This is a genomic window from Mycobacterium sp. E3251 (assembly GCF_001666835.1).
GTDB lineage: Bacteria > Actinomycetota > Actinomycetes > Mycobacteriales > Mycobacteriaceae > Mycobacterium.
Genome location: NZ_LZJF01000075.1, coordinates 1 through 14,756, shown reverse-complemented (window position 1 = coordinate 14,756; position 14,756 = coordinate 1). Strand labels below are relative to the sequence as shown.

Sequence of the window (14,756 nt, the reverse complement as noted above, 5' to 3'; positions counted from 1 at the left end):
GGCGGGCGTCGCCGAGCTGCTCGGCTGGTTCTGGCCCGACACCTGCAGGCCGGACAGCAGCGGCGCGAGGTTGGCCGCGATCCCGGTGCTGGTGCTGATCGGCTTGGCGGGGTTGCTGGCGATCGGCTGGCGTCGGCGTCGCGCTTTACGTGAGGACGCCGGCTACGAGCCTCCTCACGACCTCGATACCGGTTACGACGCCGGTGCCGACCAGGAGTGGGGACGCGACGACGTCACCACCGAGCATTTCGCGCGTCAGCAGGAAGCGCCCGAGGCCGCGAGTCGGGTCAGCTGGCGGCGCGCCGGCGCGGACGAGGATTCATTCGAGCAGGACCCGGACGCGGTGGATACCGACTCCTTCTCGGCGGTGTCGCCGGCGGCCCTGTCGGAGGCCGGCTACCCCGAAACGGAAACCGAATCCGCCGAATCCGAGTACGCCGATTCGGATTACCCCGACGAGGAATACGCCGACCAGTATTACGCCGAGGTCGAATACGCCGACGAGGAGCGAGAGTCCGCCTACGCAGATGCCCCCCGCGGGGACGACGACTATGTGGAGGCGGAATACCTCGACGTCGCCGCGGCGCGCACGCCCCCGGACCCCGAGTTCGACGCGGGTGACCCCGACGTCGCCGCTCCCCAGGCCGAGTATCCGGATGTTGCGGTCACGGACGTCGCCGAGGCCGCCGCTCCCGAGGTCGCCGGCCCGGAAACCGTCGTGCCGACGGCGGCGGCCGCCGCCGCGGCCGAGCAACGCAGCGGGAGGCACGCGGCCACGGACGACGAGGACACCGCAGGGGGAGCCGGCCCGTCCGGGCGTCCGACCATCCACCTACCGCTCGACGACCCCTATCAGGTGCCCGACGGATATCCGATCAAGGCGAGCGCCCGCTTCGGGCTGTACTACACGCCGGGCAGCGAGCTCTACCACGACACGCTCGCCGAAATCTGGCTGTCCAGCGAAGAAGTGGCGCAGGCCAACGGCTTCGTGAAGGCGGACTAGGCCCGCCCGAAAGTCCCGACCGGCTAGACCTTGCGGATCACCGTGACGACCTTGCCCAGCACGGTCGCGTCATTGCCGGGAATGGGGTCGAAGGCCGGGTTGTGCGGCATCAGCCAGACCTGACCGCCCGCGCGCTTGAACGTCTTCACGGTGGCTTCCCCGTCGAGCATGGCCGCCACGATGTCGCCGTTGTCGGCGACGTTCTGCTGGCGCACCACCACCCAGTCGCCGTCGCAGATCGCCGCCTCGACCATGGAGTCGCCGACGACCTTGAGCAGGAAGAGCGTGCCCTCGCCGACCAGCTCACGCGGCAACGGGAAGACGTCCTCGACCGCCTCCTCGGCGAGGATGGGGCCACCGGCCGCGATGCGCCCGAGGACCGGAACGAACGTCGGCTCCGGCAGTGCATCCGAGCCGGCGACATCGGTGGTGCGCGCCGCCACCTCGTCATCGGCGCCGCGGACGTCGACGGCCCGCGGGCGGTTCGGGTCGCGGCGCAGGTATCCCTTGCGCTCCAGGGTGCGCAGTTGGTGAGCCACCGACGAGGTCGACGTCAGGCCGACGGCGTCGCCAATCTCCCGGATGCTCGGCGGGTAACCGCGACTGGTGACCGACGCGCGAATGACGTTCAGAATGGTGCGTTGCCGTTCGGTCAGCGATGAATCCACGGCGTGCAGCCGACCGTCCGCGCCGGCCGATGAGGTGTCGTTGCTGTCGCTCATGGCTCTGAATGTAACCCCACTACGGCCGAGAATCAAACATGTGTTCGACTAGCGTGTCGCCCTCCCGGGGTAGCCGCAAAACCGCCCGCAGACGCGATTAATCACAAAGGTGTAACTCTTCGGCAGATCGGGTATTTCAGCCGCATGTCAGCTCTAGCGACCACGGACTTGTCGGTGGCGTGGTCTAGCGTTCGACTCGTGCGACACGCTTCGCTCACATGTTCGGATTTCGAACACACGAGCGATACAGTCGAACAGCTGAGCGAATCAAGTTGACCGGAGGAACGCAGATGACAACCATCCACACGCTGGCGCCGCGTACCAGCAGCCCTCGTCGTCCGGTCAACGGGCCGGTCCAGGGGCTCCGTTACGGCCGGGACGGGCTGGCCCGTTCGCGCCGGCCCGGTCCGTCGAGGCCGGCGGGCGCACCCACGCGCTATTACGGCACCGGCGTCGCGATGTCGGCCGCGCCTCATCGCAAGCGGCCCGTCACGGTGGCCACCACCATCTGGTTGGCGCTGGCCGCCGGCGCGATCACCCTGTGGCTGGGCCTGGTCGGGAACGTCGGTCAGGTGCTCAACGGCGGCGCCGGGAGTTCGGCCGCTCACGTACCCGACCGGTTGGCCGTGGTCCGCGTCGAGGCGGGGGAGTCGCTGCAAGACGTCGCTCACCGGGTGGCGCCCGGCGCGCCGGCGCGTCAGGTTGCCGACCGCATCCGCGAACTCAACGACATGAACTCGCCGACATTGGTGGCGGGCCAAACGCTGATCGCCCCGGTGGGCTGACCACCGCCCCCGCCGGGCCGGCTGCATTCGCCGCGCAGGTGAGCGCACGGGTACGCTCGTGCTGCGGTACCTGGTGTTTGTCGGCACGGCGAAGGAGCGGCCATGCATTGCCCGTTCTGCCGTCATCCCGATTCCCGGGTGATCGACTCGAGGGAAACCGATGAAGGTCAGGCCATCCGTCGCCGCCGATCGTGCCCCGAGTGCGGGCGGCGTTTCACCACCGTGGAAACCGCGGTTCTCGCGGTGGTCAAGCGCAGTGGAGTCACCGAACCCTTCAGCAGGGAAAAGGTAATCAGCGGTGTCCGCCGGGCCTGCCAGGGTCGCCAGGTGGACGATGACGCGCTGAACCTGCTGGCCCAACAGGTCGAGGACACCGTGCGGGCCGCGGGTTCCCCGGAGGTCGCCAGTCATGAGGTCGGGCTTGCCATTCTCGGCCCACTGCGCGACCTCGACGAAGTGGCCTACCTGCGGTTCGCGTCGGTATACCGCTCCTTTGAGTCCGCGGCCGACTTCGAGCGCGAGATCCAGGCACTGCGCGAACACCGCCAGGTGACAACGCCGAGCTGACGGCCGGGCTCAAGCCGTCCCGGCTAGGCTCGTTTTCATGCCCCCCGCGTTGCATCCCGATCTCGAGGCGCTGGCACCACTCCTGGGAACCTGGGCCGGCCAGGGTGCGGGCGAATACCCAACGATCCAGCCCTTCGATTACCTCGAAGAAGTGGTCTTCTCCCACGTCGGCAAGCCGTTTCTGGCCTACGCGCAAAAGACCAAGGCGCCCGACGGCAAGCCGTTGCACGCCGAGACCGGATACCTTCGCGTGCCGCAGCCCGGTCACGTCGAACTGGTGCTGGCGCACCCGAGCGGCATCACCGAGATCGAGGTCGGTACCTATTCGGCCACCGGCGGCCGGATCGAGATCGAGCTGTCGACAACGGACGTCGGGCTGACCCCGACCGCCAAAGAGGTGACGGCGCTTGGCCGTTCCTTCCGCATCGACGGCGACGAGCTGGCGTATTCGGTGCGGATGGGCGCGGTCGGACAGCCCTTGCAGCACCACCTCGCCGCGGTGCTGCACCGCCAGCGCTGAGCCGGTACGGGGTCAGTTCAGGTGCGTCACACCGTCATTGACGACGCGCCCGGCCACCCCCACCCAGCCCTCGGCGTTCCACGTCGTCTCGATGATCGATCCCTTGCCCTGAGTGACGTGTAGATCGCGGCTGAGGTAGTCGGTGATGCGCATCGCTGCCGAGCCGGTCGCCTCGTCTTCCGGCACACCGAGGTTGGCGGCAAACATACGCGCGCGTACCGATCCCGCGGCCCGGTCGGTCCACGCCCACAGGTAGTGCGCGGTGTCATCGGAGAAATCTACCGGGTTGGCGGCGAGAAGGGCGTCGGCTGAATCGAATTCGTGCAGGGCGACCTCAGGCGCCCAGTCCGACCGTGCGCTGATGCCCGCCATTTCCGGCCCATAGCTCACCTGCACGATGCCGGCCCTCACCTGCAGCGTGTTGATCGGCGTTCCGTTCTCGCGCAGCCACCACGCCGCGCCGACGGTGGGGTGCCCGGCGAACGCGATCTGGATCAGTGGGGTGTAAATGGTGGCGTGCGCTGTCGTCGATCCGGCAGCCGGAAGGTCGACGAAAACCGTTTCGCTGTACCCCAATTGAGTCGCGAGCCGTTGCCGAGCCGCGGGCTCGACCTGGGCGGCATCCACGACGCCGAGCGGATTGCCGAAATTTCCCTCCGCATCGGTGAACACCCGCAACACAGTGACGTCGATACCCATGGCCCGACTGTACGGCCCCGGCGGGTTTCAGGTAGCGCTGCGTTCGTCGGATCCCATGGCGTTCAGCACGGCGACGCGGGTGGGGGCGGGGCCGGTGACGGCCTTCTCGCCGCCGCCGCTGCGCAGCAGCTCGCGCAGGGCGGCCTGATCGTATTCGGCGGGCGCGGTGGTGTCGATGAAGCGTTCGACCACGTCGATGAAGCGAGCCGGGTCGTCGTGGAAGGGGAAGTGGCCGGAGCCCTGGAAGATTTCCAGGCGGGAGCCTGGCATCGCCGCGTGCGCCATCCACGCATGACGCACCGGGACGACCACATCCTTGGTGCCCCAGACGATCTGCACCGGGATGGCTTCCGTCAGATAACACCGGTCGAGCATGGTGACGATCTGCCCGCGCCAGTCCACCACCGCCCGCAGGGTCCGGCTGAACGCCGCCGACGCCGTCGGCTCCGGCAGGTCGTCGAGGATCCGCAGGACGTTGGGCAGGTCCCGGCCCAGGCCGGTCGATCCGATCGCCAGGCCGGCGATCCGTCCGGCCAGCTGCACCGCCGGCAGCACCAGGGGAAGCCGCAGCAAGGCGAGCGCCTCGCTGCCCATGGGCAACGAGGCCAACCGGAAGGCGACGTTGACATCCTTGGTGACGCCGCCGGCCGCGACCAGGATCAGCCGGTCGACCAAATGCGGGAACTGGTAGGCGAATTGCATGGCCACGCCGCCGCCCAGCGAATGGCCGACAACCGTGACCCGCTCGATGTCGAGCACGCTGAGCAGGTCGCGCATCCCGTTGGCGTAGGCGGCGACCGAATAGTCGGCGCGTGGCTTGTCGGATCGCCCATGGCCCAACAGGTCCGGGGCGATGACCGTGAACCGCTGGGCGAGCTTGGCCTGCACGGTATTCCAGGTGGTGGAGTTGTCGCCGATGCCGTGAACCAGCAGGATCGCCGGCCCGTCACCGGCGATCCGGTAGGCCCGCTTGTAGCCGTGGATGGTGCGGTACTCCAGCCGGGGCGCGCTGACCTCCCGCACCGGGCGGAGAGTGCTCTTGCGCGTCCGCTCGGTCATGTCGCCACCTTGGGTGTCGGGCCGGGCTAAGGCCGGGCGGAAAGGTCAGGCCTGGTCGTCGTCGCCGCGCTTCTTCTCCGCCTCCTGGGCGAGGAATCGCTCGAACTCTGCGCCAAGCTCGTCGCCGCTAGGCAGGTCCTCGTCGCGAGTTAGTAACGACCTGTTCTCCTGAGCGTCGATGAAGGCATCGTACTGGCGCTCGAGCGCGGTCACCACTTGAGCAACCTCCGCGCTCGCCTCGACCTGCTCGTCGATCTTGGTCCGGATCACCGCCGCCGCTTCGGTCAACGCCGTCAGCGGCAGCTCGAGCGATGCGATCTTGGCCACCTGTTCGAGCAACGCCTCGGCGGCCGCCGGGTAGTCGGTCTGCGTCAGGTAATGCGGCACATGCACGGTGTAGCCGACAACCTCGTGACCGTGCTGGGCCATCCGGTATTCCAGCAGGTTCGACGCGCTGCCCGGAACCTGGATCTCCGAAATCCACGGCGTGAACTCGGCGATCAACTCGGGATTGTTGGAGTGCGCCGTCATCGTGATGGGCCGCGTATGCGGCACCGCCATCGGCACGGTGCCCAGGCCGATGGTCTGGCGAACATTGAGGCGCTCGGCCAACAGGCGGACCGCGGTGATGAAGCGCTCCCACTTCAGGTCCGGTTCCATCCCGGCGAGCAGCAGAAACGGGGTGCCGATGGTGTCGCGCAGCGCGTACAAGCTCAGCTCGGGGTCGTCGTAGTTGGTGAAGTGATCGGTCTTGAAGGTCATCAGCGGTCGTCGCGACCGGTAATCCAGCAATTCGTCGATGGCGAAGGACGCAACCAGCTCGGAGTCCAACACCGCTTTCAGATGCGACGAGGCCAGCCGGATCGCATGGCCGGCATCCGAGAAACCTTCCAACGCGTGCACCAGCACCGGGCCTCGCCCGTCCGACGTCGACAGCTGGGGCGCGGGCAGCTCGAGCTCATACATGCCGGCTTGTCCCGGCTGGTAGTGCTGCTCCTGCGGGTCCTGATCGTGAGCCATCGGAATCGCCTCCTCTCGGGGGTTTCTCCAGGGTGCCCTACCAGTGTCCCCCGAATCGGTGGGCACCAATATCAAACAGCGATGTGAAGTTCGGGTTTAATCCGAAAGCGAACGTCCGGGGGTCGCCACTGAATTATGTCCGCGAGTCAGGTGGCACGCGACGCGTCGAAATCTGCTCTCTGCGCAGGTGTCAGGCATGATGAATCCGATGCGCGTTCCGACCGTGATGCTGTGCCTGGTGGTCGCCGTGGCGACGTCGGTGACGTCGTGCAAGCGGCCGCCGGGCGATCATGCGTCGGCCCCTCCGGCGGCCCCGCCGCGGAGCAGTGCGCCGGTGCAGCGGCTGGGTCAGCCCCAGCAAAAGGCGGTGGCGGGGCCGGTGGACCCGGACAAACGCGTCGGGGCGATCTTCATCGACGGCGGTCCGCTGCACGTATGCACGGGCTCGGTGGTGCATTCCGCGGGTGGCAACCTGATGATGACCGCGGCGCACTGCCTGGCCGGGGCCTCCAAAATCACCTTCGTGCCAGGTTTCATCGGCGACGCGCCCCCCGCGCCAACCGATGTGTGGAAGGCCGACGCCGTCTACCTCGATCCCCGCTGGACCGCCAGCAAGGATCCCAACGCCGACTACGCGATCGCACGGCTGAGTAACGACGCCGGAGGCTCGGTGGAGTCGCGCGCCGGCCTGGCGCTGACGCTGGGCACGACGCCGCCGCCCGGCAGCCACGTCACCGTGATGGGCTATCCGGCCGGAGTGGGTGGCGCCCCCATCGGCTGTCAGGCCAGCACGTCGCTGACCGAGGCCGGATTCCCGTCGTTCCCATGTGAGGGGCTGGTGGACGGCACCAGCGGCGCGCCCTGGGTCAGCGGCACCACGCTCACCGGGGTGATCGGCGGCTTCGAGCGCGGTGGCTGCGCGGCGAACGTGTCGTATTCGGCGCCGTTCGACGCCCAGACCGCGCGGTTGCTGGCCCGCGCCGATGCCGGCGGCCCCGGCGACCCGATTCCCGGGGAGCTCGACGACAGCTGCTAGGCGCGGAACTGGTTGAGCGCGCGCACTTTGTTCATCACGTCGAGCGCGGCCACCTTGTAGGCCTCGGAGAACGTGGGGTAGTTGAACACGGCGTCCACCAGGTATTCGACGGTGCCGCCGCAGCCCATGACGGCCTGCCCGATGTGCACCATCTCGGTGGCGCTGGTGCCGAAGATGTGCACGCCCAAGAGCTTGAGATCGTCGGTGGACACCAGCAGCTTGAGCATGCCGTAGGAGTCACCGGCGATTTGGCCGCGGGCCAGTTCGCGGTACCTGGCCACGCCGACCTCGTAGGGGATCGCGTTCTTCGTCAGCTCCACCTCGGTGGCGCCCACGTAGGAGACCTCGGGGATGGAGTAGATGCCGATCGGCTGCAGTTCGGTGATCCCGTCGGTCGGCTCCCCGAATGCGTGGTAGGCGGCGAGCCGGCCCTGCTCCATCGAGGTCGCGGCCAGCGCCGGGAAGCCGATCACGTCGCCGACGGCGTAGATGTGCGGCACCTTGGTCTGGAAGAAGTCGTCGACGAAGATCCGGCCCCGGTTATCGGCCTCCAGCTCGGCGTTGTGCAGGTCGAGGTGGTCGGTCTGGCCCTGCCGCCCGGCGGAATACATCACGGTCTCGGCGGGGATCTGCTTGCCGCTGGCCAGGGTCGTGACGGTGCCGGCCGAGCCGACGTCGACCGCGGTCACCTCCTCGCCGAACCGGAACGTCACCGCCAGGTCGCGCAGGTGGAACTTCAGCGCCTCCACCACCTCGGGGTCGCAGAAGTCCAGCATGTCGCTGCGCTTCTCCACGACGGTGACCTTGGTGCCCAGCGCGGCGAACATCGAGGCGTATTCGATGCCGATGACGCCGGCACCGACCACCACCATCGAGGTGGGCAACGATTTGAGGTCGAGGATGCCGTCGGAGTCGAGCACCCGCTCCTCGTCGAACTCGACGCCGGACGGCCGCGCGGGCCGGGTGCCGGTGGCGATGACGATGTATTTGCCGCTGACAGTTAACTTTTCGCGACGGGACGGGTCTTCGACCTCGATGGTGTGCGGGTCGACGAACCGGCCGTGACCCAGCAACAGGTCGATGCGGTTGCGCATCAGCTGGTTGCGCACCACGTCGACCTCCTTGCCGATCACGTGCTGGGTGCGGGCCAGCAGGTCGGCCGGGGTGATCTTCTCCTTGACGCGATAGCTCGCGCCGTACAGCTCTCGTTGACTCATCCCGGTCAGGTAAAGGACGGCCTCGCGCAACGTCTTTGACGGGATGGTGCCGGTCTGGACGCACACGCCACCGAGCATCTGGCCGCGTTCGACGACCGCAACCGACTTGCCGAGCTTGGCCGAGGCGATGGCGGCCTTCTGGCCGCCGGGCCCCGAACCGATGACCACCATGTCGTACTCTTGCGCCGAACTCATGGGGTAACAGTAGATCAGCAGAACTCACAGTGCTGGGTTCATTCACAGGCCCGGGATTCCATCCGTTCTCGCGCGCACCGGCCGACGGTGGGGCCCGTCAGCGTGGTGCCCATGACGACGCATCGACCTGACTTCAAACTGAACCGGCCCGGCGCACTGATCGCCGCGCTGCCGGCCGTTCTCGGCTTCGTTCCCGAAAATTCATTGGTACTGGTGTCTTTGGACGGTGGTGACCTCGGAGCGGTGCTGCGGGTCGACCTCACCGACGAGCTGGAGGCGCGGGTCGGACACCTCGCGGAGGTCGCCGCCGCGGCCCGGCCGGATGCCGCGATCGCGGTGATCGTCGACGCGGAGGGCGCGCACTGCCCCTGCTGTAACGAGGATCACCGGCTGGTGTGCGATGCGCTCGCAAAGTCGTTGGCCGAGCACGACATCGAGCTGTGGGCCGCCCACGTGGTCGACCGGGTCGCACTCGGTGGGCGCTGGCACTGCGTGGACGGTTGCGGTTCGAGCGGCCTCGTCGACGATCCGTCGGCGTCGCCGCTGGCGGCCGCGGCGGTGCTCGACGGCAGGCGGCTGTATGCACGCCGCGCCGATCTGCAGGCCGTCATCGCGATCGAGGACACGGCGCGCAGCGCCAAATTGACCGCCGTGATCGACCGGCAGCAGACCAGGCGCCGGGCCGCCCACCGCGCGGATCCGGCCCGCTGCGCCCGCGCCGACGTGAAGCACGCGATGACGGCCGCGTCCCGTGTCGCCGCCGGCCAGGCACTGACCGCGGCCCAGCTGGCGAAGCTGGCCTGCGCGCTGGGCGACGCGCAGGTGCGCGACATCCTCTACGCCCTGGCGGTCGGTGAAAATGCCGACGAGGCGGAGTCTTTGTGGGCGCAGTTGGCGCGCACCCTGCCCTCGCCCTGGCGGGCCGAGGCGCTGGTGTTGCTTGCGTTCAGCGCCTACGTCCGTGGCGACGGGCCGCTGGCGGGGATATCGCTGGAGGCCGCACTGCGCTGCGAACCCGCGCATCGTATGGCGGGCATGCTGGACACGGCGTTGCAGTCCGGCCTGCGGCCCGAGGACATCCGGGAATTGGCGCTCACCGGCTACCGGCTGGCCAAAGAGCTCGGTGTGCGGTTGCCGCCGCGACGGCCGTTCGGGCGCCGGGCGGGCTAGCCTGCGACGGACGAGCGGTCAGACTTTCTCGACCTTGACCGCGTGCGCCATCTCGTGCGGGAGGGTGACGTTCTCGTGGCCCGGGATGACGATGGTGACCCCGGCCGGCCCGGTCTCGACGGTCACCCGGGCGTTGGGGACGACGCCGGCGTCCTTCAGGCGGGTGATCAGGTCGATGTCGCCTTGCACATGTTCGGTCAGCTGGCGGACGACCACGGCCACCGGCGAGCCGGGCGGCAACTCGGTCAGGCGGACGAGGTTGGCGTCGTCGGCGCCGGACTCGGGGCCGACGCCCAGGTCCAGCAGCCCCGGGATCGGGTTACCGAAGGGGGAGGTGGTCGGGTGGTTGAGCACCTTCACTAGCCGCCGCTCGACGTCCTCGCTCATCACGTGCTCCCACCGGCATGCCTCGGCGTGCACTTCCTCCCAGGGCACCCCGATGACGTCGACGAGCAGTCGCTCGGCGAGGCGGTGCTTGCGCATGACGGAAATGGCCAGCGCACGGCCCTTGTCGGTGAGCTCGAGGTGGCGGTCCCCGGCGACGTGGAGCAACCCGTCGCGCTCCATCCGGGATACGGTCTGGCTGACGGTCGGCCCGCTCTGTTCGAGGCGTTCGGCGATGCGCGCACGCAGCGGGGTCACGCCCTCTTCTTCGAGGTCATAGATGGTCCGCAGGTACATCTCGGTGGTGTCAACCAGGTCGTTCATTCAGCACCTTCCATCGACGCCGAGTCTACTTGGCCAGCTGCGCGAATGGGTGTAACGCTGCCCCGACAAGCAGTATGCCCGCCGCGTGCGCGGCGGGCATACCGTCTGCTACCTAGCTGGGGGTCTTAGCTTGCGTACGACCGTAGCCGGTCGGCGCGCTCGCCGTGGCGGAGTTTGGACATTACGTCCCGCTCGATCTGCCGGACCCGCTCGCGCGAGAGGCCGAACAGCTTGCCGATCTGATCGAGGGTGCGCGGCTGGCCGTCGTCCAGGCCGAAGCGCAGCCGGATCACCTGGTGCTCGCGCTCGTCGAGAGTGGCGAGCACGCTGCGGATGTCGGTGTGCAGCAACTCGGCGATCACCGCGTTCTCGGCGGACATCGCCTCGGCGTCCTCGATGAAATCGCCCAGCGGGGCCTCTTCCTCGGAGCCGACCGGCATGTCCAGGCTTACCGGGTCGCGGCTGTGCTCGAGCAGGTCGTTGATCTTCTCGACCGGGATGCCGGACTCGGCCGCGAGCTCCTCGTCGGTGGCCTCGCGTCCCAGGTTCTGGTGCATCTCCCGCTTGATCCGCGCCAGCTTGTTGACCTGTTCAACCAGGTGCACCGGCAGCCGGATGGTGCGGCTCTGGTCGGCCATGCCACGGGTGATGGCCTGACGAATCCACCACGTCGCATAGGTGGAGAACTTGAATCCCTTTGTGTAGTCGAACTTCTCCATCGCGCGGATCAGGCCCAGGTTGCCCTCCTGGATGAGGTCCAGCAGCGGCATACCGCGACCCGTGTAGCGCTTGGCCAGCGACACCACGAGACGCAGGTTCGCTTCCAGCAGGTGACGGCGCGCGGCCTGTCCATCGCGCGCGACGGCCTCGAGGTCGCGTCGGCGGTTCTCGCCGAGGCGCTTGCGAGTTTCGAGCAGATGCTCGGCGTAGAGCCCGGCCTCGATGCGCTTGGCCAGTTCGACCTCACCCGCCGCGTTCAGCAGCGCCGTCTTACCGATGCCATTGAGATACACGCGCACGAGGTCCGCGGCGGGGCTTTGAGCATCCAGATCGCCGTCAAATCTGCTCGTGCTGGCGTTCGCCATAGCGACCTCCCGTTCGGCTTGTAACTGTCATTGAGTTCAACGACAGATCAGCCCTGAGAGTTCCCAGCCCTTTGTGATCTCACACGTCTTGACGTGCAGAAATGTGCCGTTGACCTGAGAATGTCCTGAGAAGTACGGGCTATTCCCAGCCCTGCGGTCCGGTAGGCCAGCTCGACTCGGGATGGCGGGGCGCTTCGATCGCGGGCCGCTCGGCGCTCGGGAACAGCGGCGTGCGGCGCCGGGCATCGTCGAACCGCCGTGGCTCGTCGGGGCTGCGCGGTGGCCGGTCGTTGGCGATCAGCACCGCCATCCAGGGCAACGGGATCGACACGGCAACGATCGCCAGTGAGATCAGACCGTTGTGCCACGCGCCGTATGCCAGCGCGGCCAGGATGAGCGCCGGGATTCGGAACCCCATCAGCGTCAAGTATTTCCGGACCCGTGCGCGGTGCTGTTCTTCATAGGAGGGTGCTGCGGCGGTGATGAGCACCGGCCGGCCCTCATCGTCGAACCCCAGATCGGATTCGCGCTTCATTTCTCCACTCTCCCACACCTGACCAATTCCGGCAGGAGCGAGTTACGGGGCACAATGTCAGGCATGGATACCCAGACGATCGAACGCACCGAGACCGACGAACGCGTCGACGACGGGACGGGCAGCGATACGCCCAAGTACTTCCACTACGTCAAGAAGGACAAGATCGCCGAGAGCGCGGTCATGGGTAACCACGTGGTGGCGTTGTGCGGGGAGGTGTTTCCCGTCACCAAGGCGGCCAAGCCGGGCTCGCCGGTGTGCCCGGATTGCAAGCAGATCTACGACCGGATGAAGAAGGACTAGGTCGGCCGCGACGGCCCGGCCGTCAGCGTCGCGCTATCGGCCGGGCCGGGCTCCGGTGGCGAAGCCGCCGGCCGCTTCAGCACCGTCACGCGGGCTTCCAGCCACTTGCGCAGCCGGTGGGCGTGCGTCTTCGGCGCCGGGAACTCCTCCTGGATCGCCGCGTTGAGTTCGGCGCCGAGCATGACCGCGAACCCGCCGAAGAAGGCGAACAGCAGGAACGCGATCGGTGTGGCCAGCGCGCCGTAGGTGTAGCCGGTGCTGGTGATCCAGCGCAGGTAGACGCGGAGGCCCAGGGTGGCGATCAGGAACACCGCCGTGGCGAGCACCGCGCCGAAGATGAGGCGGTGCGTCGGAAGGGGTTCGGGCAGCGCCACCCGGTACAGGATGACCACCCCGACCAGCAGGCCGAGGATCAGCGCCGGGTAGTAGCCGTAGCGCAAGACGTTCGCCAGGTCGTACGGGATGTGTTCGCTCACCTTGCGCGGACCCACCACCAACACCGGCGCCGCTACCACGACGAACACCAGCATCACCATGTACAGGAACAGGGCGAACAGCCGCTGTCGCACGGGGTGCCGCAGCGGAGTCTGGTCGTGCGCCTCCACCACGGCATCGACGTAAGCCGAGATCGCCGACGATCCCGCCCACATCGAGATCAGGAAGCCGACCGACACCACCTCGCCACGCGCATTGGCGGTGACGTCCCGGATGGTCGGCTCGATGATCTCGTTGACGACGCTGGGCGAGAAGAAGCTGCGGATCGCGGAGATGATGCTCTTCTCGATCGCCGTCAACGTGTCGGGCCCGAACAGCGGCGCCACGTAGGCCAGGCTTCCCAGCATTCCCAGCAGCAGCGGTGGTAGCGACAGCGCCGACCAGAAGCCCGCCTGCGCGGACTCGGAAAAGATGGAGTCATCCCAGCTTTTCGAGAGAGTCCTCAGACTGAGTCGCCAGATGTGGTGGCGGGACGGTTTTGCGACTTGATCGCTCATATCCGTCCAGCATTACCGAAGACTGCCCTACTGGCCCACATTGGCAGTAGGTGAGTTCGGCGGACCTAGCTTCCGCTGACCTCCAGGACGGCGGACAGCTCGGTCAGTTTCGCCTCGTGCTCGTTGGCGTGATGCTGGCAGAAGAGAAGCTCAGCTCCGGAAGGCAGCTTGGCGCGGACTCGAGCGGCGGCACCGCAGCGGTCGCAGCGGTCCGCACGGGTTAGCTCGGGACTGGTCAGAGTTGCATTCATGGCTTCTCCGTTCTTGCTTTCATTCACTCTCTCAGACGTATGGGGTTTTCGCGTTGTTCCCTGATCGTTATCGGGTGTGTCGTTTCTCACGGCCTGTAAACGTTTCGTTTCCGCCGCATCTCTAATGTGTTCATCCATGACTTCCGCTCCTGACCTGCTGGTACATCTGTGTGGGGTCGACGAGTGGTCCCGGGCCCGCGCGTCCGGTGAGATCCGCGCGTCCGACGGTGGCCAGTTCATCCATCTCTCGACGCCGGGGCAGGTTCATCTGCCGGCGAACCGGCTCTATCGGGGCCGCGACGACTTGGTGCTACTGCACATCGATCCGGCTCGGCTGCATTCCGAAGTGCGTTGGGAGCCAGGGGTTGCAACGGATCCGGAGTCGATGCTGTTCCCGCACCTGTACGGTCCGCTACCCGCGGACGCCGTGATCCGGGTCACCGCTTACCGCCCGGCGTCCGACGGGACCTTCCCGCCGGCCCCGGAGTCCACGTAGGCGTCGGCCTCGATCTCGACCAGCAGATCGGGTGCTATCAACGCGGACACCTCCACCATGGTGGCCGCGGGACGGATGGCGCCGAATACCTGCGCGTGCACCGCCGCGACCTCGTGCCAGCGGGAGATGTCGGTGACGTAGATGCGGGTGCGGACCACGTCGGTGAGCGCCGCGCCCGCCTGTCGCAGCGCAATCTCTATGCGGTGCAAGGCATCTCGGGCCTGGGCCGCGATGTCGCCGGCCGGCCCGGCGCCGGTCGTTCCGGCCACCGACACGTGCGGGCCGACCCGCACCGCGCGCGAATAGCCGACGGCGGCCTCGAATTCGGAGCCGGAGGAGACCAGTGTGCGGTTCATGCGGTCACCGTACGACGGCCGGCGCCGCCCCGCGACG

At 67.7% G+C, this 14,756-nt stretch carries 18 protein-coding genes and 1 pseudogene; 7 read left to right on the top strand and 12 right to left on the bottom strand.

All coding sequences use genetic code 11. The features are described 5' to 3' along the window. Together A5697_RS28355 and lexA are read right to left on the bottom strand one after the other, a co-directional pair. Positions 1–123 (bottom strand): annotated as a pseudogene (locus A5697_RS28355) (hypothetical protein); the annotation flags it as partial. Between the two features lie 903 nt (positions 124–1,026). Beyond that, on the bottom strand, positions 1,027–1,725 hold the full coding sequence (lexA, locus tag A5697_RS11005; protein ID WP_067944877.1) for a transcriptional repressor LexA: 699 nt from the start codon (positions 1,723–1,725) through the stop codon (positions 1,027–1,029). A 290-nt stretch (positions 1,726–2,015) separates the two neighbouring features. Here lexA and A5697_RS11000 point away from each other — a divergent pair, with 290 nt between their 5' ends. The 3 genes from A5697_RS11000 (at position 2,016) to A5697_RS10990 (ending at position 3,597) form a co-directional block, all read left to right on the top strand. Continuing rightward, a complete protein-coding gene (locus A5697_RS11000; protein WP_068010361.1) occupies positions 2,016–2,510 on the top strand; it encodes a LysM peptidoglycan-binding domain-containing protein in 495 nt (164 codons plus the stop codon). Between the two features lie 102 nt (positions 2,511–2,612). Continuing rightward, the gene (gene nrdR / locus A5697_RS10995; protein ID WP_067944880.1) at positions 2,613–3,077 is read left to right on the top strand and encodes a transcriptional regulator NrdR; all 465 of its coding nucleotides are present in this window, start codon (positions 2,613–2,615) and stop codon (positions 3,075–3,077) included. 37 nt (positions 3,078–3,114) lie between these two features. Further along, the gene (locus A5697_RS10990; protein ID WP_068010358.1) at positions 3,115–3,597 is read left to right on the top strand and encodes a peroxynitrite isomerase; all 483 of its coding nucleotides are present in this window, start codon (positions 3,115–3,117) and stop codon (positions 3,595–3,597) included. A 12-nt stretch (positions 3,598–3,609) separates the two neighbouring features. Here the strand turns inward: A5697_RS10990 and A5697_RS10985 are convergent, their stop codons facing one another. The 3 genes from A5697_RS10985 to A5697_RS10975 are packed head-to-tail and all read right to left on the bottom strand — an operon-like array spanning position 3,610 to position 6,375. Continuing rightward, positions 3,610–4,296: a PhzF family phenazine biosynthesis protein gene (locus A5697_RS10985; RefSeq protein WP_068010356.1), complete on the bottom strand. Its 687-nt coding sequence runs from the start codon at positions 4,294–4,296 to the stop codon at positions 3,610–3,612. A 27-nt stretch (positions 4,297–4,323) separates the two neighbouring features. Then, positions 4,324–5,355, bottom strand: a complete 1,032-nt coding sequence (locus tag A5697_RS10980) for an alpha/beta fold hydrolase (protein ID WP_068010353.1) — start codon at positions 5,353–5,355, stop codon at positions 4,324–4,326. Between the two features lie 45 nt (positions 5,356–5,400). Next, positions 5,401–6,375 carry a proteasome assembly chaperone family protein gene (locus A5697_RS10975; protein WP_068010351.1) on the bottom strand — a complete coding sequence of 325 codons (975 nt, stop codon included), beginning with the start codon at positions 6,373–6,375 and terminating at the stop codon, positions 5,401–5,403. A 196-nt stretch (positions 6,376–6,571) separates the two neighbouring features. Between A5697_RS10975 and A5697_RS10970 the strand changes: the two genes are divergently transcribed. After that, the gene (locus A5697_RS10970) at positions 6,572–7,411 is read left to right on the top strand and encodes a serine protease (RefSeq protein ID WP_067944893.1); all 840 of its coding nucleotides are present in this window, start codon (positions 6,572–6,574) and stop codon (positions 7,409–7,411) included. Here the strand turns inward: A5697_RS10970 and sthA are convergent. Next, positions 7,408–8,823 (bottom strand): Si-specific NAD(P)(+) transhydrogenase, encoded by a 1,416-nt coding sequence (sthA, locus tag A5697_RS10965; RefSeq protein ID WP_067944895.1) that lies wholly within the window; start codon positions 8,821–8,823, stop codon positions 7,408–7,410. The genes A5697_RS10970 and sthA overlap by 4 nt on opposite strands. Positions 8,824–8,934: 111 nt before the next feature. Between sthA and A5697_RS10960 the strand changes: the two genes are divergently transcribed. Continuing rightward, a complete protein-coding gene (locus A5697_RS10960; RefSeq protein WP_067944897.1) occupies positions 8,935–9,993 on the top strand; it encodes a DUF4192 domain-containing protein in 1,059 nt (352 codons plus the stop codon). Positions 9,994–10,011: 18 nt separating this feature from the next. Here A5697_RS10960 and A5697_RS10955 read toward each other — a convergent pair whose 3' ends face one another. The 3 genes from A5697_RS10955 to A5697_RS10945 form a co-directional block, all read right to left on the bottom strand. Then, positions 10,012–10,701, bottom strand: coding sequence for a metal-dependent transcriptional regulator (locus A5697_RS10955; RefSeq protein ID WP_067944899.1), 690 nt, complete (start codon positions 10,699–10,701; stop codon positions 10,012–10,014). Positions 10,702–10,826: 125 nt separating this feature from the next. Then, complete coding sequence (gene sigB / locus A5697_RS10950; protein ID WP_066950333.1) at positions 10,827–11,786, bottom strand: sigma-70 family RNA polymerase sigma factor SigB; 960 nt, start codon at positions 11,784–11,786, stop codon at positions 10,827–10,829. A 139-nt stretch (positions 11,787–11,925) separates the two neighbouring features. Continuing rightward, the gene (locus A5697_RS10945; protein WP_369806101.1) at positions 11,926–12,339 is read right to left on the bottom strand and encodes a DUF3099 domain-containing protein; all 414 of its coding nucleotides are present in this window, start codon (positions 12,337–12,339) and stop codon (positions 11,926–11,928) included. 45 nt (positions 12,340–12,384) lie between these two features. Here A5697_RS10945 and A5697_RS10940 point away from each other — a divergent pair, with 45 nt between their 5' ends. Continuing rightward, entirely contained in the window at positions 12,385–12,624 is a 240-nt protein-coding gene (locus tag A5697_RS10940) for a DUF3039 domain-containing protein (protein ID WP_067268964.1), read from the top strand. Here the strand turns inward: A5697_RS10940 and A5697_RS10935 are convergent. Beyond that, a complete protein-coding gene (locus A5697_RS10935) occupies positions 12,621–13,616 on the bottom strand; it encodes a YihY/virulence factor BrkB family protein (RefSeq protein WP_068010348.1) in 996 nt (331 codons plus the stop codon). The two genes, A5697_RS10940 and A5697_RS10935, sit on opposite strands and share 4 nt — an antisense overlap. A 65-nt stretch (positions 13,617–13,681) precedes the next feature. Then, positions 13,682–13,867 (bottom strand): hypothetical protein, encoded by a 186-nt coding sequence (locus A5697_RS27120; RefSeq protein WP_082945686.1) that lies wholly within the window; start codon positions 13,865–13,867, stop codon positions 13,682–13,684. A 136-nt stretch (positions 13,868–14,003) separates the two neighbouring features. On the opposite strand from A5697_RS27120, the gene A5697_RS10925 reads away from it, so the two are divergent. Continuing rightward, positions 14,004–14,363 (top strand): DUF952 domain-containing protein, encoded by a 360-nt coding sequence (locus A5697_RS10925; protein ID WP_067944908.1) that lies wholly within the window; start codon positions 14,004–14,006, stop codon positions 14,361–14,363. On the opposite strand, the gene A5697_RS10920 is transcribed toward A5697_RS10925, so the two are convergent. Next, entirely contained in the window at positions 14,312–14,719 is a 408-nt protein-coding gene (locus A5697_RS10920) for a RidA family protein (protein WP_068010363.1), read from the bottom strand. The two genes, A5697_RS10925 and A5697_RS10920, sit on opposite strands and share 52 nt — an antisense overlap. Positions 14,720–14,756: the final 37 nt, after the last annotated feature.